At 36.2% G+C, this 24,972-nt stretch carries 22 protein-coding genes and 1 tRNA gene; 12 read left to right on the top strand and 11 right to left on the bottom strand.

Annotated elements, in window-relative coordinates:
• The 6 genes from AT685_RS01530 to AT685_RS01505 all read right to left on the bottom strand — a co-directional run.
• Positions 1–1,007, bottom strand: a 1,007-nt coding sequence (locus AT685_RS01530; protein WP_143713071.1) for a DUF5723 family protein, incomplete at its 3' end; no start/stop codon positions are given.
• Positions 1,008–1,020: 13 nt separating this feature from the next.
• Positions 1,021–3,108 carry a hypothetical protein gene (locus tag AT685_RS01525; RefSeq protein WP_072151252.1) on the bottom strand — a complete coding sequence of 696 codons (2,088 nt, stop codon included), beginning with the start codon at positions 3,106–3,108 and terminating at the stop codon, positions 1,021–1,023.
• Positions 3,109–3,183: 75 nt separating this feature from the next.
• Positions 3,184–4,134, bottom strand: a complete 951-nt coding sequence (locus tag AT685_RS01520) for a histone deacetylase family protein (RefSeq protein WP_072151255.1) — start codon at positions 4,132–4,134, stop codon at positions 3,184–3,186.
• 14 nt (positions 4,135–4,148) lie between these two features.
• Positions 4,149–4,559, bottom strand: a complete 411-nt coding sequence (locus AT685_RS01515; protein ID WP_072151251.1) for a vitamin K epoxide reductase family protein — start codon at positions 4,557–4,559, stop codon at positions 4,149–4,151.
• Positions 4,560–4,598: 39 nt separating this feature from the next.
• On the bottom strand, positions 4,599–4,790 hold the full coding sequence (rpmB, locus tag AT685_RS01510) for a 50S ribosomal protein L28 (protein ID WP_072150250.1): 192 nt from the start codon (positions 4,788–4,790) through the stop codon (positions 4,599–4,601).
• Positions 4,791–4,824: 34 nt separating this feature from the next.
• A tRNA-Cys gene (locus AT685_RS01505) sits at positions 4,825–4,897 on the bottom strand.
• A 185-nt stretch (positions 4,898–5,082) separates the two neighbouring features.
• On the opposite strand from AT685_RS01505, the gene AT685_RS01500 reads away from it, so the two are divergent.
• The 8 genes from AT685_RS01500 to AT685_RS01460 all read left to right on the top strand — a co-directional run bounded on the left by AT685_RS01500 (position 5,083) and on the right by AT685_RS01460 (position 14,844).
• The gene (locus tag AT685_RS01500; RefSeq protein WP_081040523.1) at positions 5,083–6,423 is read left to right on the top strand and encodes a M16 family metallopeptidase; all 1,341 of its coding nucleotides are present in this window, start codon (positions 5,083–5,085) and stop codon (positions 6,421–6,423) included.
• Positions 6,380–7,501, top strand: coding sequence for an alanine dehydrogenase (ald, locus tag AT685_RS01495; RefSeq protein WP_072150248.1), 1,122 nt, complete (start codon positions 6,380–6,382; stop codon positions 7,499–7,501). Before AT685_RS01500 ends, ald begins: the two co-directional genes overlap by 44 nt.
• A gap of 20 nt (positions 7,502–7,521) precedes the next feature.
• Positions 7,522–9,246, top strand: coding sequence for a 2Fe-2S iron-sulfur cluster-binding protein (locus AT685_RS01490; protein ID WP_072151250.1), 1,725 nt, complete (start codon positions 7,522–7,524; stop codon positions 9,244–9,246).
• A gap of 54 nt (positions 9,247–9,300) precedes the next feature.
• Complete coding sequence (gene nuoH, locus AT685_RS01485; protein ID WP_072150246.1) at positions 9,301–10,317, top strand: NADH-quinone oxidoreductase subunit NuoH; 1,017 nt, start codon at positions 9,301–9,303, stop codon at positions 10,315–10,317.
• A 20-nt stretch (positions 10,318–10,337) separates the two neighbouring features.
• On the top strand, positions 10,338–10,868 hold the full coding sequence (locus tag AT685_RS01480) for a NuoI/complex I 23 kDa subunit family protein (protein ID WP_072151249.1): 531 nt from the start codon (positions 10,338–10,340) through the stop codon (positions 10,866–10,868).
• Between the two features lie 21 nt (positions 10,869–10,889).
• The gene (locus AT685_RS01475) at positions 10,890–12,575 is read left to right on the top strand and encodes a LamG-like jellyroll fold domain-containing protein (protein WP_072151248.1); all 1,686 of its coding nucleotides are present in this window, start codon (positions 10,890–10,892) and stop codon (positions 12,573–12,575) included.
• Between the two features lie 80 nt (positions 12,576–12,655).
• A complete protein-coding gene (locus tag AT685_RS01465; protein WP_159420447.1) occupies positions 12,656–14,410 on the top strand; it encodes an alpha-amylase family glycosyl hydrolase in 1,755 nt (584 codons plus the stop codon).
• A 20-nt stretch (positions 14,411–14,430) separates the two neighbouring features.
• The gene (locus AT685_RS01460) at positions 14,431–14,844 is read left to right on the top strand and encodes a secondary thiamine-phosphate synthase enzyme YjbQ (RefSeq protein ID WP_072150243.1); all 414 of its coding nucleotides are present in this window, start codon (positions 14,431–14,433) and stop codon (positions 14,842–14,844) included.
• Here the strand turns inward: AT685_RS01460 and AT685_RS01455 are convergent.
• Genes AT685_RS01455 through AT685_RS01435 form a run of 5 tightly spaced genes read right to left on the bottom strand, consistent with a single transcriptional unit; the run spans position 14,831 to position 21,305 of the window.
• Positions 14,831–17,836, bottom strand: a complete 3,006-nt coding sequence (locus tag AT685_RS01455) for a [protein-PII] uridylyltransferase family protein (protein ID WP_072151247.1) — start codon at positions 17,834–17,836, stop codon at positions 14,831–14,833. The two genes, AT685_RS01460 and AT685_RS01455, sit on opposite strands and share 14 nt — an antisense overlap.
• Positions 17,823–19,478 (bottom strand): CTP synthase, encoded by a 1,656-nt coding sequence (locus tag AT685_RS01450; RefSeq protein ID WP_072150241.1) that lies wholly within the window; start codon positions 19,476–19,478, stop codon positions 17,823–17,825. Before AT685_RS01450 ends, AT685_RS01455 begins: the two co-directional genes overlap by 14 nt.
• A complete protein-coding gene (kdsB, locus tag AT685_RS01445; RefSeq protein WP_072151246.1) occupies positions 19,471–20,238 on the bottom strand; it encodes a 3-deoxy-manno-octulosonate cytidylyltransferase in 768 nt (255 codons plus the stop codon). Before kdsB ends, AT685_RS01450 begins: the two co-directional genes overlap by 8 nt.
• Positions 20,239–20,247: 9 nt before the next feature.
• Positions 20,248–20,577 carry an Asp-tRNA(Asn)/Glu-tRNA(Gln) amidotransferase subunit GatC gene (gene gatC, locus AT685_RS01440; protein ID WP_072151245.1) on the bottom strand — a complete coding sequence of 110 codons (330 nt, stop codon included), beginning with the start codon at positions 20,575–20,577 and terminating at the stop codon, positions 20,248–20,250.
• Positions 20,578–20,582: 5 nt separating this feature from the next.
• A complete protein-coding gene (locus AT685_RS01435; RefSeq protein ID WP_159420446.1) occupies positions 20,583–21,305 on the bottom strand; it encodes a lysophospholipid acyltransferase family protein in 723 nt (240 codons plus the stop codon).
• A gap of 192 nt (positions 21,306–21,497) precedes the next feature.
• Between AT685_RS01435 and hrcA the strand changes: the two genes are divergently transcribed.
• The 4 genes from hrcA to AT685_RS01415 form a co-directional block, all read left to right on the top strand.
• Positions 21,498–22,544 carry a heat-inducible transcriptional repressor HrcA gene (gene hrcA, locus AT685_RS01430; protein WP_072151243.1) on the top strand — a complete coding sequence of 349 codons (1,047 nt, stop codon included), beginning with the start codon at positions 21,498–21,500 and terminating at the stop codon, positions 22,542–22,544.
• Between the two features lie 31 nt (positions 22,545–22,575).
• Positions 22,576–23,241: a nucleotide exchange factor GrpE gene (locus AT685_RS01425; RefSeq protein ID WP_072151242.1), complete on the top strand. Its 666-nt coding sequence runs from the start codon at positions 22,576–22,578 to the stop codon at positions 23,239–23,241.
• A 17-nt stretch (positions 23,242–23,258) separates the two neighbouring features.
• Positions 23,259–24,380, top strand: a complete 1,122-nt coding sequence (dnaJ, locus tag AT685_RS01420) for a molecular chaperone DnaJ (RefSeq protein ID WP_072151241.1) — start codon at positions 23,259–23,261, stop codon at positions 24,378–24,380.
• 115 nt (positions 24,381–24,495) lie between these two features.
• Positions 24,496–24,972 (top strand): hypothetical protein (locus tag AT685_RS01415; protein ID WP_143713070.1); only part of this gene is annotated, 477 nt, incomplete at its 3' end.

Below are 24,972 nucleotides of genomic sequence, written 5' to 3'. Positions count from 1 at the left end.
AGTTTATCCGTTCCAACATAACCAAAACCTTGAATATATTTTACGCCGATCCCAACATTTATATTTTTAACAGCAATTAGATCAACGGGAAGTTTTGTTCCAAATGAAGCTGAAAATTCTCTCATCCATGTCCCGTTGATTCCAAGGTTATATGAGTAGACCGAACCCGGGGGATTTCCATATAGTGCAAACTCCATAAATTCTCTCGGTATACCAAATTTTGATATAATTCTTTCTCTCATTCCAAGAGCTACCCCGATCCTTTTGATGCTAAATGCAATGCTTAATATCTTAACATCAACTTGCGACATCAAAGTGCCTGGATTTTCTCTAAAAGAGTCAAGTATTTTCCTCTTGTCAGCGTCTGTCAAATGTTTTGGCACTTTTTCCCCAGCGCTGTCAACCCCAGTAAAATAGTCAAGATAAAGATTATAACTCAAAAAGTTCATCCCAACGCCAACTCCAATTTGTGGAATTAAGCTCAAGGTAAATCCACTGTTGTCGTTATAGATTATCGGTTTTTGTTCTTTGATATCAAAACCGATCTCACTAAAATCAATTGTTTTTTCTTCTTTCGTTTCTTTTCTTGAAATTTTAATTGTCCCGCTGATTACAGAGTTTGCATTAACTCTAAATTTATTTATCACAAGTGTTTCATATCCTTTTTGGGTCACGATAACCACATAATTTCCCGGAGGGACATTTTTAATTGAAAATTCACCACTAAAATTTGCCCTTGATGTTAAGTTTAGCTTTTTAATGGTGATTTGTGCCCCTGGAACTGGCTGTTTTGTTTCTGCATCAATAATTCTACCTTTGATCTCTGATCCCTTTGCAATTCCCATATAAGCGAGCAAAGCTGGGTTTATCCCAATTGCATCAATTGTTCTGCTTGTTGCAGTTGTTGCTCCAGCCATTCCAAGACCACGAACGTTTGACTTATCATCCCCGCTATGTGCGATTGTAAAAAAGAGTGCCAGCAATAAAATTAATGTTCTAAACCTCATTTTCTATCCTTTTTTATTTGTTTGAAATTTCAACTTTATAGTTTAATCTGCCGTAGATTTTGACTTTGATTGAGTCGGTTGTTCTGAATTTAACCACCCTTCCATTTTCAGCTGTTGCAAGCAAAATAAGTGAGCGAATAAACTTCATATTTTTCAACTTTTGAATTTCATCTTTTTCAAGTTCTATAACATTTGTGAATTTTGATGTTCCCACCGAAAAACCATCGTTACCAATGGGTGCTGATGGAATTGTAAAATTGTTGGTCTTTGGAATTGCAATAAGCGAATCCATAACGAAACCCAAAATTGTCGCTCTAAATTTTAATTCAACTCCAAGCCCATTCTCAACCTCAACGAACAACTTTCCGTAATTCATCTTATCAAGTTCTTTTTTCGTTTCATCTGAAAGTTCTTCAACTTCGCTTGTATCTCTAAGTTCAGCATTTGAAATACCAAAGCTAGCCGGAAAACTTATTGTTATTGAGCCATAGATTGAATCTTTTGATGAAACTTGACCAGCTTCATAATTTGGATTAAGAAAAGCAAAACCAGTTACGAAAAGAGAATCTGGAAGTTCTCCATCTCCGCTCGTAAATGAGTTGATGAAATTTACTATATTGCTATTATTTTTGTCAAGAATTATTCTGTGTGATGTTCCAGAAAATCTTCGCTGGTCAATTGGGATTTCAAGTGAGTCAACTTTTCCAGTTTTTGTATTCTTGGCTTTTACCTTTAAATTCATATCAAATGTAAACTGTGCCGTTTTTACTAAATTCAGCTCAATCCGGATATCGTCAAGCCTCAAACTACCTTTAAATTTCTCTCTATAATCCTTAAGTCCAGCAAGATTTACTTTTTGCTCTTCAAAATTAATTTCTGTTGGTTTAACTTTACCTGAGATTGATTCAATGACGAGATTTGATAAACTTATCTCTGCTGAAAGACCATCATTCTTTGTTATCGTTCTGAACTCATCCCTTGTATCTTCAGTAAGAACCTCAACACGATATGAAATTTTATTTGAGAGATTGCCAATAAGTTTATAATCGCCAAGGTTTATATTTTGTTCAACGATATTATTGGGCGAATTTTTCCTCCCGATGTTAAGCGAGATTTGTAATGGTGAGTTGTCCGACTTTCTTTTAAAATTATAAAGTGTAAGGCTTCCGTTTAAACCAAGATCAATGTTGTTCGTAATTTTGATTTTCATTTGTCCACTTTTGAATACGAGTTGGTCTATCAAATTCGGTTGAGGTTCATTTGGCTCAAGGACAAACGAGGTGTCAATCACAACGGGTTCTGTTTGGGTTGGAATTCGTGCGGTGGCTTGGGCGATGCTCAAATTTTCAAGCGAGCCAGAAACGGTAAGAAACATTTGGTTTATGTCAAGATAAACAGGCGTCCCCCCACTACCTGGTGAAAAGATTGTGGCTGTAAAACCAAGATTTGATGGCAAAGTTTTCCCAGCTAAATTTGCCTCAGCTGTTTTGGTTGAATTTGCGTCTACAGTGTCATTTTCAAATAAAGTGATAATTGGAGTTGAGGGATTGCTTTGAGCGTAAATTTTAAGCCCCCCTGGAAATATCAGTTTTACTGGAAGCCCGTTGGTCACTGTAATTTTTAAAACACCGCCATCAAAAGTTAGTGATTGAAAATTATCAAATGCGCTGAAATTTGTTGAAATTGTTTGACCCGGTGCGTTGGAAGGGATAATATAATTCCCTGGTGGTAAATTTGAAGATAAAGTAGGGAAGATTTCATATGCTTTAATATTTGCGCTTATTGTCCCTGGGTTTTTGATCTCAAAATTTCCAAGTTGTGTTTGTGCCGAGGTTGAAATATCCGAGATTTTTAAATTGTCACCAACAGTTGTTGCTTCAAGTTCGTTTGTTACGGAGTAATAAATTTGATTATTGCTCATTGTTTTAAAATGTGTCGTATCTTTTTCAACAAGATCACCAAGTGTAAATGTTTTATCAAGAATTGGAACTGTTAAATCAACGTCCCAAGTTGGCAGAACAGGTTCTGATGGCTTTTCAAAACAGCCATATAAAAAAATAAGAAAGGTTATTAAAGTGGAAAGAAAAATTATACCTCGCATTTTTGCTCCAGTAAATTTGTTTTATGTTTACGATTTAAGTTAAGCAAAATTTTTAAGTTAGTGAAGTGATTTGAATCACATTTCAACGAATGCCATTAAATGATTTTCTACTGATCTCGCAAGCGCCTCAAGATTATAACCTCCCTCAAGAACGGATAAAATTTTACCATGTGAAAATTTTAATGCGATTTCATTTGTTAATTTAGTCATCATTTTAAATGCTTCCTCGGTGAGTTTCATCCCAGCGAGGGGGTCATCTTGATGGGCGTCAAAGCCGGCGGAAATTATTATAAATTCAGGTTGAAACTTTTCAAGGGCAGGAGAGACCTCATTCCCAAATATTTTCAAATAATCTTCATCGTTTGACCCAGCTGGCATTGGAAAGTTTAAAGTGAACCCGTATCCTTTTCCGCTTCCCTTTTCTTCACGAGAGCCAGTTCCGGGATAAAATGGATATTGATGTAAACTTATATAAAGGACGCTTGGGTCCTCATAGAAAATTTCCTGTGTCCCGTTGCCATGATGAACATCCCAATCAATTATTGCTACTTTCTCAACCCCGTAAGTTTCCTGTGCATATCTTCCTGCCACTGCAACATTATTAAAGAGACAAAATCCCATTACTCTTCTGCTCTCTGCATGATGTCCTGGTGGTCTAACGGCGCAAAAGATCTTATCCAATTCTCCTTTAAAGATTTTATCAACACCTTCAAGCACGCCTGAAACGGCAAGCAAAGCAACATCAAAAGAATCTTTGCTGACATAGGTATCTCCAAAATCAAGTAATCGGATCCCCTTCAAGATTGAAGTCCTTACAAATTCAAGATGACTTGGTTGATGAACCTTAAGTATCCACTTTTCCACATCATTTCTTAATTTTGGTGAAATCCATTCAATCTTCTCGCTCAAATTTGACTTTTTCAAGTGTTCAACGATTGCCACCAGCCGTTCTTTTCTTTCAGGATGTCCAACACCTGTATCATGTTTGAGATAATCTTCGTGATAGATTAAACCTACTTTTTTCATTTTGTTTGAGAGTTTCATTTTAAAAGAATTAAAATAGCAATCAAGAAATTTAAAATATGGCTTACAAAGCAAAGGAGACAATTAACCTTTAGAACTCTTGTAAGTATATAAACCAGATAAACTCCAACAGCGACCACAAACCATGAAGCTATTGCAATTGCTGTTTTAATATAACCGTTACTTTCTAAAATAGCAAAAAGTAAAATAGCAAAATAGTAAGCGAGCCCATAGATGAAATTTGGCAATCCAAGAAGTTTAGCATATTCGCTGTAAATTATCATTTGACAGGTGTTTTCGGTTAATTTACATATTTTAGGGACAAGAAATTTTGAGGGAGAAACAATTTGATAATAAACAAATGTGAAATAAAGTGAGATGTAAAAGCCAAGGATGGAAAGTGTAATTATTGCTATTTTTGCTACCATAGTAATAAAAAATCCCGACCCCAAAGGTCGGGATTCAATTTAGGCTGGTTTTTGAACTCGTCCCAATTTTATGCAGGTAGTACATACCTTTATTCTTCTGACCTCGCCATCAATTACAGCTCTGACTTTTTGAAGGTTTGGTATCCATCTTCTTTTTGAAAGATTATGAGCATGACTTATTCTGTGTCCTGTAATAGGTCTCTTACCGCAGATTGCACATATATTTGCCATTTTCGTTCATCTGTATTTTATTTAACAAATTTTGAGGCGACGCTGGGATTCGAACCCAGGAATAGCGGTTTTGCAGACCGCCCCCTTAGCCACTTGGGTACGTCGCCTTTTTCAAGTATAAATATAAAAATTTAAAGCCAAAAAATCAATTAAATCTGAATTTAGTTTAAAACTTGGGAGAGAAATTATTTCACCTGATTCTAAACGATGCCTCTTTTCTTGATTATTTTGAAAGGTATTGGTATATTTTGAGTAAATTAAAATTCAAATTTTTGACAAACTTTATCACGAAATGAAAAAATCAACGATAGCAGAGAAAAGAAAAGTTCAAGGATTGACTTCAAATTACAATAAAACCGTTCTTGAAAATGGAATAAAAATTGTTTCCGAATCAATCCCACATGTTAAAAGTATCTCTATTGGTGTGTGGGTTGATGTAGGCTCAAGGGACGAGAACGAGTTAAATAATGGGATAACCCATTTCATAGAGCATATGGTTTTTAAGGGGACGAAAAAGAGAAATACAAGGGAAATAGCTGAATTTGTTGAGAATATCGGTGGTTATCTTAATGCTTTCACGACAAAGGAAAACACCTGCTTCTATGTGCGAATCTTAAGTGAGCACTTAAAAGAGGGGGTTGAGATACTTTCAGATATAGTTCAAAATCCTGTATTTGACAAAAAAGAAATTGAAAAGGAAAAGGGGGTTGTCTTTGAAGAGATAAAAGATATTGAGGATGATCTTGAGGAATATATTGGTGATCTACTTGAATACCATATTTATTATCCTCATCCGCTTGGTTTTCCGATAATTGGGACGCGGGAAACTGTGAGTAAATTTACAAGAGAGAAGCTTTTTGAACATTTGAGGGCATTTTATAATCCCGCTAACATTGTAATTTCCGCTGCTGGAAATCTTGTCCATGATAAACTTGTTGAATATGTTAGCAAGTTTTTTAATCTGACGAATAGAAATGGTTTTTATCATATGAGAAAGAAGCCTGAGAAGGTAAGTGCTGTTAATTATGTGATTGAGAAGCCAGCAAGTCAGTCTCATGTTTGCATAGGAACCGCAACTTATGGAGCAAAAGATTCAAAACGAGATCACCTGTTCCTTCTTAACACTCTTCTTGGTGATGGGATGAGTTCAAGGTTGTTTCAGAATATAAGGGAAAAGTATGGGTTTGTGTATTCAATTTATTCGTTTTATACGATGTTTAAGGATTCTGGAATTTTTGGAGTTTATTTTGCGTGTGATAAGAAAAATGTTTCAAAAGCAATTGATCTCGTATGGAAAGAATTTAATTTGATTGTTAAAAATGGAATTGACCCAGATGAGCTAAAAAGGGCGAAGGCGCAGGTTAAAAGTTCTTTGTTAATTGGTTTGGAGAGCATGTCAAACCGTATGCAAAGGCTTGCACAAATAGAGCTTGTTTATGATGGTGTATATTCCGATATTGGTGATATCATACGGAGGATTGAGAAGATTTCACCTGATGAGGTTCAGGAGATTGCAAGTGAAATTTTGAACGAGGAGAGATTTACAACGATAATTATAAATCCAGCAAAAAATAATATGGAGAAAACCTATGATCGTTGGCGTTCCAAAAGAAATCAAAAGAATGGAAAATAGGGTAGCACTTTTACCAGCTGGTGTTTCAATTCTCAAAGCGCATGGTCATACTGTTTTGGTTGAAAAGGGCGCTGGGTTGGGTAGTGGTTTTAGTGATGATCTTTACAGGGACGCTGGTGCTGAAATTGTTGATGACCCAAAGGAAATTTATGCAAAGGCGGATATGATTGTTAAAGTTAAGGAACCGATAGGTTATGAATATGATTTGTTGAGAAAAGATCAAATTGTTTTTACCTACTTTCACTTTGCAGCAAGTCGTGAATTAACCGAAGCTGTCATTAAATCTGGATGTATTGCGATTGCTTATGAAACGGTTCAAAAAGATGACGGAACTTTACCTTTACTTGAACCGATGAGTGAAATCGCCGGGAGGATGGCACCTCAAGAAGGAGCGAAATATCTTGAGAAGTCAATGGGTGGTCGTGGTGTCTTGCTTGGAGGAGTTCCGGGAGTTGAGCCGGCTGATGTCACAATTATTGGTGGCGGGGTAGTTGGAACAAACGCAGCAAAAATAGCAGCTGGGCTCGGCGCAAGAGTTACAATTCTTGATGTCAATCTCCAAAGGCTAAGATATCTTGATGATATAATGCCCAAAAATGTTATAACAATGGCCTCTAATGAGTATAACATAGCAAAAGCAGTTCGTAGAGCTGATGTTTTAATCGGAGCTGTTTTGATTCCAGGAGCAAAAGCTCCAAAACTTGTGACGAAAGAAATGGTCGCTCAAATGAAGGAAGGTGCAGTGATAATTGATGTTTCAGTTGATCAAGGAGGTTGCATTGAAACCATAAGACCAACAACACACGATGACCCCGTGTATGTTGAATATGGGGTTATTCATTACGGCGTTGCAAATATGCCAGGAGCCGTTCCAAAAACATCAACCATTGCACTTACTAATGCAACATTGCCGTATGTAGTTGAGCTTGCTGATAAAGGTTTTGAAATGGCTATAAAAACCAATAAAGAGTTGAGAAGAGGGGTTAATATAATTGAGGGTAAGGTCACACATATAGGAGTAGCAGAAACATTTGGGCTTGAATATACCCCAATTGAAGATTTAATTAAACTTGACTGATAAACAAATCAGGAGTTCAAATGGCAAAAATAACAATAGATGGAATAACAGTTGAAGTAAAAGATGGAATAACTGTACTTCAAGCTGCACTTGAACTTGGAATTGATATTCCACATTTTTGTTATCATCCTGCACTTTCAATAGCTGGAAATTGTAGAATGTGCCTTGTGGAGATTGAGAAGATGCCAAAGCTTGCTATTGCTTGCGCAACCAGGGTTATGGATGGAATGATCATTCATACCAAAAGTGAAAAAGTAAAGAAAGCAAGGCAAGCTGTTCTTGAGTTTATTCTTATCAATCATCCTTTAGATTGCCCAATATGTGACGAAGCTGGGGAATGTAAACTTCAAAATTACACATATATCTATGGTCCAGGGCATAGCAGATTTGATGAAGAGAAAGTTCATAAACCCAAAAGGGTTCCACTTGGTCCAAACATTGTTCTGGATGTTGAAAGATGTATCATGTGTTCAAGATGCGTAAGATTTTTTGAGGAGATAGTAAAAGATCCACAGCTTACATTTACGCAAAGAGGGGACAGAGTAGTTCTGACGACTTTTCCAGGAAAACGGGTTGACAATCCTTATTCAATGAACATAATTGATATATGCCCCGTTGGTGCGCTTACCTCAAGGGATTTCAGATTTAAAGAGAGAACATGGAATATGACGGCGATCCCAAGTATATGCCCGGGTTGCTCAAGGGGTTGCAATGTATATCTTTGGGTTAGAAATAATCAAATTTTAAGAATCACACCAAGAATTAACATGGAAGTTAATAGATACTGGATGTGTGATTATGGGCGCTTCACTTATAAACCTGTAAATTCTGAGGACAGAATAAAATCCCCTATGATTCGCCAAAATGGTGAACTTGTTGAAGTTGATTGGGATATTGCAATAGAAAAAGCAAGTTCTTTGCTCAGGAAAGTTAAACCTAATGAGGTTGCTGTGATTGGCTCAGCGTATGCGACAAATGAAGATAATTTTATCCTTCAAAAGTTTGCCAAATCTGTCCTTAAGACGGATTATATTGACTTTTTACCACATGTTAAAGATGGGGATGAGGACGATTTTCTCATAAGAGCTGATAAAACTCCAAATTCAACTGGAGCAGAGCTCGTTGGTGTCAGGACAGGGAATAAACATGGATTTGAAGAGATAATTGAAGGCTTGAAGGAAAGGAAATTTAAAGTTATTTATGTAATGGATGATGATATCGTCCTTAACGATGAAATTTATAATTTGCTTGATGGTGTTGATTTAATTGTTCATGCAACAAATAAGAATAGAACTGTTGAGAAAGCGACAGTTGTTTTTGCGAGCGCATCATTTGCGGAGAAAGAGGGAACATTTACAAACTTTGAAGGACGAGTTCAAAAGATCAACATTGCTGTTCTTCCTAAAGATGTTGAACCATACATGCTTTATAAACCGAGAAAATTTGGTGAAATAAAGCCTAATACGGGAGAAATTGATAAGTCAAAGCTTGCTTTATCTCGGCTGTTCAAGTTTGGAACTAGTTTTGATAGATGGGCAAGCGGTGAGAGAAGGAATGTCAAACCGTCATGGTGGGTAATTATGCAGATTGCGAATGAGCTTGGTGCAAAGTTTAGCTATAAAAATGTTGAAGATGTATTCAATGAACTTGCGCAAAATGTTCGTGAGTTCAGAGGTTTAACCTATGAATCAATCGGTGATGCAGGAGCAATGATAAATAGAAAGGCGACAGAGGTTGAAGTTTAATTTTTGACGCCATTTAGATTTTGATCTTAAACAAAAATTAAAAAGATAAAGCACATGGAAACGATTTTAATTGTGATCATTAAATCTGCCATTTTCATACTTCTTTTTTTAAGTGCATCCGCTGTATTAACTTATGTTGAGAGAAGGGTTTCAGCATTTATTCAGGATCGGCTTGGTCCCAACAGGGTTGGTCCTTTTGGGTTGTTTCAGCCAATTGCTGATGTTATAAAAATTATTTTCAAGGAAGAGATAATTCCTGCGAATGCGGACAGGGCTTTGCATACGATCGCACCTATAATTTCGCTTTTTGTCGCATATAGTGTTTTTGCAGTTTTACCACTTGGTGAGAAACTTGTTATTGATGGAAAAGAGATTAAACTTGTCGTAGCTGATGTAAATATCGGATTTCTTTATATTCTCGCTTTAAGTTCGCTTGGTGTTTATGGAGTAACTTTAAGTGGGTGGTCCTCAAATAATAAGTATTCACTTTTAGGTGCTTTGAGGGCTTCGGCACAGATGATAAGTTACGAGCTTTCACTCGGGCTTTCGCTTGTGGGTGTTGTTCTTGTTTCCGGATCAATTCAAATTGATGAGATAATACGCTCTCAGGCAAATGTTTGGAATATATTTTATCAACCCGTTGGTTTTATAATTTTCCTTGTTTCGGCTTTTGCCGAAACCAACAGATTACCGTTTGATCTCCCTGAAGCGGAACCTGAACTTGTTGCAGGCTATCATACAGAATATTCAGGGATGAAGTTTGGCGCGTTTTATCTTGCCGAATACACGAACATAATAACTGCAAGTTTGCTTGTTTCAGCATTTTACCTTGGTGGATGGTATTTCCCGTTTTTTGATATTTACAGTGGGATGAACCCAAATCTCGCTGGGATTTTGCAGGTGATTGTGTTTTTCGCAAAAGCAGGATTTATAATTTTCCTTTTCATGCTTGTTAGATGGACATTGCCAAGATTTAGATATGACCAACTTATGCGTCTTGGATGGCAGGTTTTATTGCCACTTGCGCTTTTAAATGTTTTAATAACTGGGCTTGTGAAAATCATTCTTTAAAATAAATTTTCAATTTGAAAATGAACCAAGTAAAGATAAACGGAAGACCGAGGACAAGGGAGATAAAGCGTAAATCAAATATGAACCTTCTTGAACGGCTTTATCTTCCCGAAATTTTTAAAGGTTTGAGCATTACATTTCGTCAGATATTTAAACCCAAATTCACATTTGAATATCCAGATGTCAAATGGCAACCACCAGCTTCTTTTCGTGGAAGACCTGTCCTCGTTGTAGATGATGAAACTGGAGTTGAAAGATGTGTGGCTTGTGGGCTTTGTGCAAGAGTTTGTCCTGCTCTTGCTATTGAGGTTGTCGCTGATGAAACTGAACTTGATAAGGAAAGATATCCAAAGAAATTTGAAATAAATATGTTGCGTTGCATATATTGCGGACTGTGCGAAGAAGTTTGTCCTGAAGAAGCGATTGTGATGAGCAAAGAATATGAGCTTGTTTTTACAAACAGGGAAGACGCAATTTTTGGAAAGGATAAGCTTTTGATGCCCGCTTCAATGTTAAAAGATCGCCTTGAATTTTTAAGGAAAATGAGATGAAAACAAAATTATCCAACCGCTATGGGTGATGATAAAAGTTCGCCGTGTGATAATTTGATTTTTAAAAAATTCTTCATCCTGTTTCTTGTCCTGTCCTCAATATTTTCGCAAGTGTTCGCTCAAAAAATTTCCCTTGCTCAATACCCAGATGAAGTCGTAAAAGGTGAAAAATTCGCCGTTAAACTTGATATTTATACAGAACCAGAAGATAAAATTTTTATCATTGCTTCAATTGACGGAGAGGTTAGCCTACACGAGTTCCTCTTGCTTGAGGATTCAATTTTTAATGTTGAACTGGTTAAGTTAAATCAATTTTTTATTCCAAAGAATCATTTCCCAAATGGATTTTTCGCTCAGAAAACCTTTATCTTCGCTGATACCTTTGTTCATTCATCCGCTTTGCGAAGTTACGCCCTTGTAATGAGTGCGAGAACGATAGGTGAAATCAAAATAAAATTTTTACCTGTGAAACTTTACTCGGATTCTTTGATCTATGACACAGTGGGGGTAGGGAAAGGGCAGCTTACCATCAAAGTTAAAAGCTCCGTTGAGAAAACAGCTGGCTTATGTGCCAAATTTGAGAAAGAAGGATTTATCAAATTTAATATGAATGAAAAATTTACCGCAAAAAATGGCTTTACGCTGTCGTTCTGGATTAAGACGACATTGATGAAAGGAAAGATGATCACATTTAAATCTGGGATTGATAAAAGTTTTATGATAGTTGGATTGAAATCTGGAAATATATTCTTTTCAATAAACAATTCAATTGGAAAATATGAAGTGGTGTTGCCGAAGTTTGTGAGCGATGGGAAATGGCATAACATTATCATCGGACAATCGGACAATTTTTTAAGATTTTATATTGATGGTGAAAGGATTGATGAGGTTTTGATACCGAATTTATTACAATTTGAGATAAACCGCCCAAGCGTGAGGGTTGAAAATGTTTTGATTGATGAAGTTGTTCTTCTTAAAGGTGGGGGAGCAGGGATTGTGGAGCGTCTTTCGCGATATTTTGTAAAAGCTGATACCGAGGTAATCTTTCTTTTGAAATTTGAAAATGAAACAGTAAATATCTCTGGAAATGTAAGCGGTGTTGAATCAAGTGGTGTTAAATTTGTTCCATCATCGGCTCCGATTTGTTCGCCAGAAGTAAAAATTTCAGCCCAGCTGAAAGATAATAACATCATTATAAACTGGGAAGTTGAAGATCCTTCTTTCATTGATAGGTTTGTCGTTGAAAGAAAGGTAAGAGATGAATTGTTTCAACCTGTTTATCAAATTTTCCCATCCGAACAGAAAAGGTATACATTTGTTGATGCGACTGCTGAAAACAATGCCGTTTATTATTACAGGGTCAAACGAGTCAATAGAAATGGCAGTATTGAATTTTCTGATGAAGTTAAAATCGGCATGGGGTTGAAGAGGGATTTTGAAATCATTGGGAACTTTCCTAATCCATTTAATTCCGAGACGAGGATAATTTACAATCTTTTCAATGATACTTATGTCAAATTAACTGTTTATGATATTGTTGGGCGTGAAATTGCCATTTTAGTTGATGGATTTCAAAGCGCAGGGAGACATGAGATTTCGTTTAATCTCGGGAATGTGAAATCAAATGAGATAACGAGTGGAATTTATTTTTACAAACTTCAAACACAGCGTGGATATGAGATAAGAAAAATGATAGTTATAAAATAGCTATGCGATTTTTAATTTTGTCCTTTCTGCTTTTTTTCTTTTCCTGTTATTCTTCAAAATATACTTCCAGCCCAAGGAAAATGCTTGAATTAAATGGTGAGTGGCTCTTTAAGGTTGACCCTGAAGATGTGGGGCTTTCACAACTGTGGTATTCCGCAAATTTTGACAGGACTGATTGGGTGAGTGTAGAAGTTCCAGGGTTCTGGGAGAGATATTCAAACTTTTCAAAGCATGACGGAATTGCCTGGTATTATAAAAGTTTTGAGATGCCTAAAATTGACAAAAGAAAAAAATATGCAATTTTCTTCGGGGGTGTTGATGATGATTGTGGTGTTTGGTTAAATGGTGAGTTCGTTGGCGAACATCGTGGCTATAGCGACGAATTTTATTTTGATGTGACGAAATTTTTAAAACCAGGGGAAAACGAACTTGTCGTAATGGTTATTGATCACGGTGGACCTGGTGGCATTTATAAGCCAGTCGCAATAGTTGAATATTCAGAAATCTCTGATCTTTTAAAGGGTGAGTTTTATTATAAGAAAGCAAGAAAAAGTGAAGAATGGGTCAAAGATGCCGTAATTTACGAAGTTTTTCCAAGAGCTTTTTCCGAAAAAGGGACATTTAAAGAAGTAGAGCGGGAAATTCCACGACTTAAAGAACTTGGTATAAATGTGATCTGGCTAATGCCAATTCATCCAATTGGTGAGGTTAAGAGAAAAGGAACTTTGGGAAGTCCATACTCCGTGAAGGATTATTTCAAAATTAACCCCGAATATGGAACGGAAGAAGATCTTAAGTCCTTGGTCAGAACTGCCCATGAAAACGGGATAAAAGTTATAATTGACCTTGTGATAAACCATACTGCATGGGATAACGATCTGATCAGGGAGCACCCAGAGTGGTATGTTAAAAATGATAAAGGTGAGATAATTTCCCCAAATTCCGATTGGGTAGATGTTGCTGATTTGAATTATGATGTTCAGGAGTTGAGACGATATATGATTGAGGTTATGAGATATTGGGTGCGTGAGTTTGATATTGATGGTTACAGATGTGATGTTGCGGAGCTTGTGCCTACTGATTTTTGGAACGAGGCAAGAAAGGAGCTTGATAAAATTAAACCAGTGATGATGCTTGCCGAGGGAAGCTTACCAGAACAACATCTTGAGGCATTTGACTTGACATATAGCTGGAATGTTTACGATGCGCTTGCAAGGATAATAAGAAAGGGTCATCTTCCTTCTGTCCTTGACAATGTTCTTGAGGGTGAAAAATACAAATTTCCAAGAGGTTCGTTGAGGTTGCGTTTTAACGAGAATCATGATAAGCCAAGAGCTGTAAAATTTTTCGGTGAAGATGGGGCGCTTGTTTCAGCGCTCATTGTCAATACAATCCCTGGCGTCCCGCTCATCTACAACGGGCAGGAGTATGGAGATACGACAAATCTTTCGCTTTTTGAAAAACAAGTGATGCCAAGGGACAACTCCGAAAGGGGGCGAAAATTTTATTCATTTTACAAAAAACTGTTTAATTTCAGAAAGAAATCACTTGCTTTGAGAAGAGGTGAAATGATAAAGGTAAAAACATCAAACGATGACAAGGTTTATGCTTTCTGGAGGAAATATAAAGACGAAACAGTTCTTGTCGTGGCAAATTTTTCAACATGGGGGGTAACAACAAAATTACAAGTTGATGAAATCTTGAGGAAAAAGGTCAAAAATGGAAAAGTTAAGTTTTATGATGTTTTTGAGGAGAAGACTGAGGAAGTTAAACTTGAAGAGTTTGTCAATTTTAAGCTTGAGCCCTTTGGTTTTAAACTTATCTTAATTTTTTAAAACAAAATAAATACGGCAAGATGAAATCTTACACGGAATATCTAACTTTTAACACCAAAAACAAGCGTGAGATAATTAATATCACTGATAAAGTAAATGAGGCTTTGAAGAAAAGCGGTATAAAAGAGGGCTTTTGCCTTGTTTCCGCTATGCATGTGACAGCTGGAGTGTTTGTCAATGATGATGAAGATGGTCTAATTGAAGATCTAAATGAATGGCTTGAAAAACTTGCGCCATTTAATCCTAACTATAAGCATCATAGAACGGGTGAAACAAACGCAGATGCTCACCTTAAAAGCTTGCTCATCCATCATGAGGTGATAATTCCCGTGACAGATGGACGACTTGATTTCGGACCCTGGCAACAGGTTTTTTATGCTGAATTTGACGGTCAAAGGAGAAAAAGAGTTATAATCAAAATCATTGGTGAGTGATTCTTTCAACAATATTCCTGAAAATTTCTCTTGTCCTTTTCATCCTGCTTTTAACCGAATTAATGAACTCTTCTGGAAATTTATAGCCAAGGCAAAGCGATAGATATTCAAGTTTTTCAATTTCATCTGGGAGCGTGTTTAACCTTGTCCAAAGTGAAATTCGCATAAACTTTTCAATCTCCCTATAAAATTCATAATTTTCGCTCAAAGTTTTATATTCATCCTCTTTTATTAAATTGTCTTTGAAAAGCTTCTCAAGCGCTTTTACTGTGTTTCGTTCAATGGCATTCAGGTTTCTTAGATATCTCATCTGCAGAATTTGTGCTATGAATTCAATATCCGTCAAAGCCCCTGGGCTTAATTTTATGTCCATTTTACCGTATTTTATATTTTTCTCCATTTTCTCTCTTATCTCTAAAATATTTTCTGCGAGGGATTTTGTGAATTTAACCTTTAAAATTCTATCGTAAATTAGGTCAAAAACCTTCTTTGCGATTTCAAAATTTCCAGCGATGAATCTGGCTCTTGTTAATGCTTGAATTTCCCAAAACTGTGCACGACTTTCAAGATATGTTTCAAGATACTTCAGATTGGCAAGGATAGGAGCATTTTTACCCTCTGGGCGAAGCCTTACATCAACCTCATATAATTTTTCAATTTCAGTGTGTGTTAATTTTTTAATCATTTTTTCGCATTTTAATGTCAAATCTCTGTATCTTTCTTGATTTGTTTCATCGGTTATGAACATTATATCAAGGTCGGAATCAAAATTCATTTCTTCAGAGCCAAATTTTCCGAGCCCAAGTATGACAATCGCTTGTCTTTCATCCTCATCAAAATTCTCGTAAAAAATTTTTCTTGAAATTAATTCCGCTTGCAAGGTTAATTCCTTTGAAAGCCGAAAGAAATTGATGAAACCGTCAAGGTTTAGAATAAGCAACCGCAACTCATTTAAGAATTTAAAATCATGGAGATTGAAATCACCAGAGCGTTTGAAGAATTCAAAAATATCATCTGTGCTTTTCCCCTTGCTTAAATTGTTTTCAGATAAAATCATATCAAAAAGATATGTCTTTAATGAAAGAAGGTTTGAAAATCTCGTGCTAAATTGAGAGATGTTAAGAATTATTTTTCTGAATGAATCGTTTAAGAGCATCTCGTAAAAAAATTTTGAATAGCGAAACCCCTCCGCAATTTTTCTGAAGTTGTCAAGTGTTATGTCAGGGATCAATGTTTTTGAGATTTCGTTAAGTATGAGAGCAGATATTTTTGCGAATGAGTTTTCCTCACTTGCGCTGAAAACTTCCTCACCTGTGATGAGTTTTCCCTTTGAGAGAAATTCAATGTTTCTAATTGCCCTTTCAATGTTTCTGAAATTAAGATTTGAAAAAAATTTTTTTAATTTCTCCTTTGCGACTTCATCATCAATAACATCTGGGATAAATAGTTCTGGTTTCGCTTCAATTGTAAAAATTTTTTCATAGATTTTTCTAACATTTTCAAATCTTTCATCAAGCTCATTTTTAAAAATTTTCCAGTCAGGGACAGATGGCGGTGGGAAGGAGAGAACCCCGCTTCTCTTTTCATAATTTTTCATTGCTTTAGCGAGCACGCTCAGAAAATGTGGGTCAATTTGAATGGTATGGGTTTGAATATTGTGTGAGATTTGAAGTATGTGTTCAATTCTTCTAAAATAGATGTAATTTTCTTTCAGTATTTTTGCATCATTTTTTGTGATAAATCCAAATTTTGCAAGTTTTTCTATTGCTTTTAATGTGTTTTGGGTTTTTAATTCTGTAAAATTCCCAGCGTTTAAAAGTTGTAGCGTTTGAGCGATAAATTCAATATCCCTTATCCCACCTCTTCGGAGTTTGATGTTGTATTCAGTTGTTGCTGTTGCTTCAAGTTTTGCCTTTATTTTTGCAATTTCAGCAACTGGGTTTTCAAAAAATGTTGTTGGATAAATAAATGAATCAAGCATGTTCAAAAATTTCCAGCCGAAATTTACATCCCCAGCGATAGGTCTTGCTTTTATTAGCATTTGCCTTTCCCAGAGTTTTCCATAAACTTCGTAATATGTCAGATAACCAAGTAAAGAGCGAGCAAGCGAACCAGAAACCCCTTCGGGTCTCAACCTGAAATCGGCTCTGTAAAGGTTTCCCTCTTCTGTGTTTTCAGAGAGAAAATTTATCAAAAGAGCAACAAGATGGTTGAAAATTTCATAATAGGATATATCTTCGTTGTTTACCTTAATTTTTCCGTCTTGATTATAGACAAAAATAAGGTCAATGTCTGAACTATAGTTTAACTCTTCCCCTCCTAATTTCCCAAGCCCTATGATTGAAAATTCAGTTTCCGGGAAAGAGGAAAATTTCTTGATAGTTTCTTCTATTCCAAGTTGAAGGCAAACTTCAATGATTGCCTCGGCAAGCTCGGTAAGAGATGCAACAGTTTCTTCAAAGTCGGCAATCCCAAGTATATCGCGAACTCCAATTCTTAAAATTTCTCTTCGTTTGAATCGTCGGAGTGCGTTGAGTTTGCTTTTTAAGTTTTGAAAATGTGCGATTGAATTTTTTGCCTCGGTTAAATAATCCTGTCTTGTTTTCTTTTTATCAATTTCATTTGTGGATGTAAGCCATGGGAAAAGCTCTGGATCACGAACAAGTATATCGGCAAAATATTGAGAATATCCAAATGTGATCAATAGAATTTTTAACATTTGCGGGTAAAGGGCGAGATTTTTGTAAAGTGAGGATTTGCTAAATGCATTTTCAGTGAAGCGAACGAAATTGTTTAAGCTTTGTTCTGGGTTAGGTGAAATATCAATGGAGATGATGAAATTTTTTATGAAGGTTTCAGCAAGGTCAAAATTTGAGGTTGATATTATGAAATCATCAATGACTTTTTCAAATCTTTCAATTGCCTTATCATTTGCTCTGAAAATTTTTCTTAAAGTTTCTTTTGCTTTTGCATCTAAATTAAACCTTGGCATTTATCTCTATCTTTTCAGGGGTTTTTGCTTTTTTATTCTTAAATTCAATTGCTGATTTCACAAAATCACGGAAAAGCGGGTGAGGTTTTGTTGCTCTTGATTTAAGTTCTGGGTGGAACTGCACACCGACAAACCATGGATGTTCTGGGATTTCAATTATTTCAACGAGCAAACCATCGGGGGAAAGACCGCTGAATATCATTCCATTTGATTCAAGAATTTCTCTGAATTTATTGTTAAGTTCGTATCTGTGTCTATGCCTTTCTTGTATTTTATCAGTTCCATAAGCCAAGTATGCTTTTGTTCCCTGTTTTAAAACTGCTGGATATGAACCTAATCTCATCGTTCCGCCCTTCATTTGAATTCCCAACTGTTCTGGTAGTAGATCAATCACGGGATATGGAGTTGATGGGTTGAACTCGGTGCTATTAGCGTCTTTCAAACCGCATACATTTCGTGCAAATTCAATCACTGCGCATTGCATTCCAAGACATATCCCGAAGAATGGAATTTTATTTTCACGGGCATATTGAATTGCTTTTATCTTTCCCTCAATTCCTCTTTCCCCGAATCCACCTGGAATTAGAAGTCCATAGACATCTTTTAAAAATTTTTCAGCGCCATATTTTTCTATATCTTCCGCTTTTATCCATTTTATATTAACCTTACACTCATTTTCAGCTCCTGCGTGAACAAATGCTTCAATTATGCTTTTATAAGCATCCCTTAACTCCGTGTATTTACCACATATTGCAATATCAACGGAATCCTTCGGATTTTTTATCTTTTCAACAAATTTTCCCCATTCTTTTAAATCAGGTTCTTTGGCTGAAATGTTTAACTTTTTGAGGACGATGTCATCAAGTCCTTCTTCATAGAATATCAAAGGAACCTCATAGATTGAGTCAACATCAATTCCCTGAATTACTGCTTCTGGTTCAACATTTGTAAATAAAGCGATTTTTTCTTTTATCTCTTTTGTCAAAGGCTTTTCAGTTCTGCAGATTAAAATATCGGGCTGAATTCCGATTTCAAGTAATGTCTTCACACTGTGTTGTGTTGGTTTCGTTTTGAGTTCGCCAGCCGATTTAATATAAGGGACAAGTGTAACATGAATGTTAATTGCATTTTGCTTTCCGACTTGGAGCATAAATTGTCTTATCGCCTCAAGAAATGGCAAACTTTCTATGTCTCCAACGGTTCCACCAATTTCTGTTATGATGACATCGTAGTTATCTTCTTTAGTCAGAAGAGTAATCCTTCTCTTGATTTCGTTTGTTATATGTGGGACAACTTGAACGGTTGCACCAAGGTAATCGCCTTTTCTTTCTCGCATTATGACCTCATAATAAACTTGACCTGTAGTTGTGTTATTTAACTTTGACATGTTTATATCAAGGAACCTTTCATAATGTCCAAGGTCAAGATCTGTTTCTGCTCCATCGTCTGTTACATAAACTTCGCCGTGTTGATATGGGTTCATTGTTCCTGCGTCAACATTTATGTAGGGATCAAATTTCTGTATTGTGACTTTTAAACCCCTTGCTTTAAGCAGTAATCCAAGCGATGCACATGCAATTCCTTTCCCAAGCGAGGAAACAACCCCACCTGTGACGAAGATATATTTTGTTTTCTTATCCATTATTCTGAAGTTTATTTTGTTTTAAAATTCGGATGACCTTTTCAAGATCTTCTGGTGTATCAACCCCGATAGTATCTTTATCTATTAATACGACTTTTATCTTCATACCATTTTCAAGTGCTCTTAACTGTTCAAGTTTCTCTGCTTCTTCAAGCTTTGATCTTTTAAGCTCAACAAATTTTAAAAGCGAATCTTTTCGGTATACATAAATTCCGATGTGTTTATAATGAATTCCTGTTTTTAGCCATTCCTCATTTGTTTGTGCATCTCTGCAAAAGGGGATTGGGCTACGGGAAAAGTAAAGTGCGAAGTTGTCTTTGTTAAGGATGACTTTTACAACATTTGGATTGAAAAGATTTTCAACATCGTTTATTTTTACGGCAAGCGTTGAGATGTCAATATCATTTTCATTTAGAAAGGGTTCTATCGCGGAGTCAATCATTTCTCCTGAAATCAACGGTTCATCTCCTTGGATATTTACAATTATATCGGCATCAAGATCCCGAACGGCGTATGCAATTCTATCGGTTCCAGTTTGTATTTCTTTTGGTGTTATAATTGCATTTCCGCCAAAATTTTTAACTATGTCAAAAATTCTCTCATCATCTGTTGCGACAAAAACTTTGTTAACAAGCTTTGATGACATCGCATTTTCATATACCCATCTTATCATTGGTTTCCCAAGGATATCAGCAAGTGGTTTCCCGGAAAATCTCGTTGAAGCATATCTTGCTGGGATTACTGCGATGATATTTGGCATGATTTAACTTTATTCTTTATCTTCCGTTGAATTCTCTTCTGAATGTTTTTCAACAGAGATCACCTTCGGGACTTTAAAGAAGAAATCCGTTCTTGATGGAGCATTTTTTAGTATTTCTTCACGATGATAACTTTCTTTTACAACATCTTCACGAAAAACATTTTTCAAATCAATAACATGATAAAGGGGTTCAACATTTGTTGTGTCAAGTTCGTTAAGTTTATCCATGTATTCAAGGATTCTGTTAAACTGTTCCGTGAATTTTTCCTTTTCCTCTTCTTTGAATTCAAGTCGTGCAAGATTTGCGATATATTCAACATCTTTGATCGTTACTGGCATATTTTTTATTCGGTTTTTGTTTTTTCAAGGTTTTGTTTAATTATATTTCGTGTTAATTCCATAAGCTTTGTCTCTCCGTCCCGACCTGAGAAGTCATCAACAAGAATGGGTTTGTCAATCAAAATTTCAATTGTTCCAGGGCTTACCTCAAGTTTATGTTTTCTCATGATTTTATAGCTGTTTAGGATTGTAACTGGGACGATGGGTGTATTTGATTTAATAGCGAGCATGAATCCACCACGCTTAAAGGGTAAGAGTTCCCCGTTAAAACTTCTTGTGCCTTCAGCAAATACAAGAACTGATACACCGCTTTTGATTTTTTCAATTGCTTTTTGAACGCTTTTCATCGCCCTTTTCGGATTTCTTCTATCAATTAATATATAACCACCATATTTTAGAAGCCATCCCCACAATGGTATCCTGCCAAGTTCCTGTTTTGCAAGGAAACGGATTTGGTCTGGAATTCCGCAAATAAGCGCGGGGATATCCATAGCGCTTGCGTGATTGGAAATGTAAATATAATTTCTCCCGTTTGAGATGTTCTCAAGACCTTTGACTTTTATCTTGATATTGAAAATGAAAAGAACGATTTTTGACCAGATTTTTGCCATGAAGTGATAGATTTTTCCTTTATAGTTGAAAGGTAAAAGCAGGGCAGTGATTATGGCCATCGGAATGGTGATTAAAATAATAATTCCAGCTTTTAACCAGAAGAGAATTTTCTTCATTATCAAACACATATTGTGGTTGGTTTTTTACAATGATAATCAAAAAGGATGAGAAAATCAAGTTGTGAAGTCATGGCGTATATTTGAAAAACTGCTTATTTTTTTGTATTTTTTAATACAAAAATTAAACTCGTCATTTGAGAAATTTACAAAATTTAAAAGCTGTTTTCAGATACCTGGAGGTGAATTTATATGAGCAGAGAGCTGACACCTCGGGAAAAGATGATATTAAACTGCATAGTTCAGGAATTTATAATGACCGCAACACCAGTGGGCTCAAGATACCTTGTGAAGAAATATAATCTTAACATTAGCCCTGCGACGGTTAGAAATGTAATGGCTGATCTTGAGGATCTTGGCTATTTATGGCATCCGCACGCATCTGCTGGGAGAATACCAACTGATAAAGGATACAGATTCTATGTTGATAACCTCCTTGAGGTAAAAGATTTAAGCCCGGATGAGAAGGAAGTGATCAAAAATGTTGTAAAGGATAAAAGCGAGCTTGAGGAAATTTTGAGACATATCTCAAAGCTAATTGGAAAAATATCAAAGCAGTTAAGCATTGCGTCAACCCCGCAGATAAATGATGCCATTTTAACAAAGCTTGACATTGTCAGCATATCAGAGACGAGATTACTTGTTGTTATAACATTACAATCCGGGCTTGTCAGAACAATAATTCTTGAGGTTTCAAGTGAAGTATCAAGGGATAAACTTGACTTTGTCAAAACTATTTTGAATGAGCGTCTCTCTGGCTTAACATTAAAACAGGTAAGGGAAACATTTGTTGAAAGAGTTCGGGATGTTGAGCAGGATTACAGAGGAATCATTAATGTTTTTATTCGCTCAGCGGAGAGGTTATTTTACGATTTTTATGATATTGATAAAATTCATATTGGTGGTGTTCCAGATATACTTGAACATCCAGAGTTCAGCGACCCTGAGAAAGTCCGTGATATAATGGAGCTTGTTGAGAATGAGGATAAGATAATTCAAATTTTTCAGGTTTTGAAAATGCAGTCAGGGGGAAAATTTTACACGGATAAAGTTGTTGTTTCAATTGGTGAGGAAAACATGGAAGATAGGTTGAAAGATTATACCTTAATAGCTTCTGAATATAAAGCTGGTGGTGTCTCGGGTGTAATTGGTTTGATTGGTCCGAAAAGGATGAATTATAGTAGAATGATCTCACTTGTAAATTATACTCGTGATGTTCTTTCTGAGGTTTTGCATTAACTTTTTATAAAAACAAAAATTTTATACGAAGATGATAAAGGATGAAAATGCTAAATCCATAAATGCTGAAAACGAGGAACAGAAAACGCTTGAACAATCAATCCCTGAACAGAAATCTGAAGAAAACTTGGGAGAACAACTTACTGAAGAAGCCATAGATGAATTAAGTGCACTTAAAATTGAGAATGAAAATTTAAAGAAGGAGCTTAATGAATATAAAGATAGGCTATTGAGGAGGGTAGCTGAATTTGAGAATTACAAGAAACGGCTTGAAGCTGATTTTGCAAATGCTGTTAAATATGCCAATGAAAAACTTTTGCTTGAAATTTTGCAAGTTGTTGATGACCTTGAGCGCTCGCTTGCAAGCGGAAAGGAGAGACCTGATTTTGAGTCGTTTTATCAGGGAGTTAAGATGATTTATACAAAGCTGATGAAAATTCTTGAAACGCATGGTGTTAAGCCATTTGAGTCCGTTGGAAAGCCATTTGATGTGTATTATCATGAAGCTTTGTTAAGAATTCCACGAAATGATGTTCCACCTGATACGGTGATTGATGAAGTTGAGCGGGGTTATATGTATTACGATAAAGTTCTGCGTCATGCAAAGGTTATAGTTTCAAGCTCTGTTGAAAATCAGAAAGAGGAAAAGAAGAACGATTTAAAAGTTGATTTCAGCGATGATCACAGAGAAAGTTAAATTTTAATTTACCATAAATGCCGAAAAAAGATTATTACGAAATACTTGGGGTTTCCAGAGATGCAACCCTTGAGGAGATAAAGCGTGCTTATAGGAAACTTGCAATGGAATATCATCCCGATAGAAATCCCGGGAACAAGGAAGCGGAGGAGAAATTTAAAGAGATAACAGAAGCATATCAAATTTTAAGCGACCCCGAGAAGCGGAAAAGATACGATATGTATGGTCATTCGGGGATAAGTGAAAGCGATTACATTCATTTCACAGATGTTCACGATATATTTGATGTTTTCAGAGATATTTTTGATTCATTTGGTGGTGGATTTTTTGATGATTTCTTTGGCACTAGAACCCAAACCCGAAAAGCTCAAAGGGGTATACCTGGCTCGGATAGGAAGTTAAGGCTGAAGTTAACACTTGAGGAAATCGCAACGGGTATAAGGAAGAAGTTGAAAATCAAACATTTCAAGGTATGCGAAGCATGTGGAGGAACAGGCGCAAAATCAAGGAGCGGTTATACTGTATGCCCGGTTTGCAACGGGACAGGTGAGGTGAAACAAGTTCGGCGTTCATTCTTTGGACAGATGGTTACAATTACCACATGTTCAAATTGTGGCGGGGAAGGCAAAATTATAAAAGAACCTTGCAATGTTTGTGGCGGTGAGGGAAGAGTCTATGGGGAAAGTGTTGTTGATGTTGATATTCCAGCAGGTGTAAGAGAGGGAAATTATCTGACAATTCGTGGTTACGGAGATGCAGGGATAAGAGGTGGAGCACCTGGGGATTTGATAGTTGTGATTGAAGAAGAGCAACATCCGTTTTTTGTGAGAAAGGGAAATGACATTTATTATACACTTTTGATAAGTTTCCCTGAAGCAGTGCTTGGAACTGAAATTGATGTGCCATATATAAATGGAAGTTTAAAGGTTAAAATTGAACCTGGAACACCATCGGGTAAGGAGATAAGGTTCAGAGGTAAAGGATTGCCATCTGTTGATAAAAATTCAAAGGGGGATTTCGTTGTCAAAGTTGAAATTTGGGTGCCGGATAAAGTCACCGCAGTTGAAAAGGAATTACTGCAAAAACTTTTAAAAGAGGGGAAAAATATAAAACCTGATATTGCAAGGAAAGCAAATTAATTTGAATTTCTGAACGAGAGCCTCTTTTATCTCTTGACTTTGAATTTAAAGTTTGCTATATTTTAGGCTGAGGTAAAAAAATAAACAAATTAAAAAATAAAGGGAGGTTAAAAACATGCGTGGTCTTTTTTTATTTTTAGCTTTGGTGTTATTGTTAAGTAATGTTGCTTTGTCAAGGGAGCTTGGTGCTGGTCTGGCACTTGGATATCGCAGTGAAAAGCCAACGGTGGGCTTCGGTGGCAATGTTTATTATCGCTATGATGTTCCTGAGAGCTTCTTAAAGGTCAAAGGGTTTGCTGGGCAACTTTCAGTTGGATATGTAACTTTTCCTAAAGAAGATCAGTCTGCTGAATATTCATTTGTTCCTGTTAAGTATGGTTTGAGCTATACTGCTTATTCACAAGATAAGGTAGAGCTTGGGGTTCTCGGAGATGTTGGTTTGGCTTTCGTTAGCAAACCAAAGAGCGAGACAAAAATTACAGGTGGAGCTGGTGCTTTCGTTGCTTATGGTGCTGCGCCAAATGTAAAGGTCGTTGGAACTGTTAAATATTCAGCTGTTGTGAAAACAGTTCATTATTTAGGTGTTGAGGTT

It is taken from the genome of Candidatus Kryptobacter tengchongensis (assembly GCF_001458555.1).
Classification (GTDB): Bacteria; Bacteroidota; Ignavibacteria; order Kryptoniales; family Kryptoniaceae; genus Kryptonium; species Kryptonium tengchongense.
This window is presented reverse-complemented; position numbering and strand designations above follow the sequence as displayed.

Coding starts and splice junctions, on each gene's coding strand:
- AT685_RS01525 (WP_072151252.1), bottom strand. CDS start 3,108: ATGCGAGGTATAATTTTTCTTTCCACTTTAATAACCTTTCTTATTTTT.
- AT685_RS01520 (WP_072151255.1), bottom strand. CDS start 4,134: ATGAAAAAAGTAGGTTTAATCTATCACGAAGATTATCTCAAACATGAT.
- AT685_RS01515 (WP_072151251.1), bottom strand. CDS start 4,559: ATGGTAGCAAAAATAGCAATAATTACACTTTCCATCCTTGGCTTTTAC.
- rpmB (WP_072150250.1), bottom strand. CDS start 4,790: ATGGCAAATATATGTGCAATCTGCGGTAAGAGACCTATTACAGGACAC.
- AT685_RS01500 (WP_081040523.1), top strand. CDS start 5,083: ATGAAAAAATCAACGATAGCAGAGAAAAGAAAAGTTCAAGGATTGACT.
- ald (WP_072150248.1), top strand. CDS start 6,380: ATGATCGTTGGCGTTCCAAAAGAAATCAAAAGAATGGAAAATAGGGTA.
- AT685_RS01490 (WP_072151250.1), top strand. CDS start 7,522: ATGGCAAAAATAACAATAGATGGAATAACAGTTGAAGTAAAAGATGGA.
- nuoH (WP_072150246.1), top strand. CDS start 9,301: ATGGAAACGATTTTAATTGTGATCATTAAATCTGCCATTTTCATACTT.
- AT685_RS01480 (WP_072151249.1), top strand. CDS start 10,338: ATGAACCAAGTAAAGATAAACGGAAGACCGAGGACAAGGGAGATAAAG.
- AT685_RS01475 (WP_072151248.1), top strand. CDS start 10,890: ATGGGTGATGATAAAAGTTCGCCGTGTGATAATTTGATTTTTAAAAAA.
- AT685_RS01465 (WP_159420447.1), top strand. CDS start 12,656: ATGCTTGAATTAAATGGTGAGTGGCTCTTTAAGGTTGACCCTGAAGAT.
- AT685_RS01460 (WP_072150243.1), top strand. CDS start 14,431: ATGAAATCTTACACGGAATATCTAACTTTTAACACCAAAAACAAGCGT.
- AT685_RS01455 (WP_072151247.1), bottom strand. CDS start 17,836: ATGCCAAGGTTTAATTTAGATGCAAAAGCAAAAGAAACTTTAAGAAAA.
- AT685_RS01450 (WP_072150241.1), bottom strand. CDS start 19,478: ATGGATAAGAAAACAAAATATATCTTCGTCACAGGTGGGGTTGTTTCC.
- kdsB (WP_072151246.1), bottom strand. CDS start 20,238: ATGCCAAATATCATCGCAGTAATCCCAGCAAGATATGCTTCAACGAGA.
- gatC (WP_072151245.1), bottom strand. CDS start 20,577: ATGCCAGTAACGATCAAAGATGTTGAATATATCGCAAATCTTGCACGA.
- AT685_RS01435 (WP_159420446.1), bottom strand. CDS start 21,305: ATGAAGAAAATTCTCTTCTGGTTAAAAGCTGGAATTATTATTTTAATC.
- hrcA (WP_072151243.1), top strand. CDS start 21,498: ATGAGCAGAGAGCTGACACCTCGGGAAAAGATGATATTAAACTGCATA.
- AT685_RS01425 (WP_072151242.1), top strand. CDS start 22,576: ATGATAAAGGATGAAAATGCTAAATCCATAAATGCTGAAAACGAGGAA.
- dnaJ (WP_072151241.1), top strand. CDS start 23,259: ATGCCGAAAAAAGATTATTACGAAATACTTGGGGTTTCCAGAGATGCA.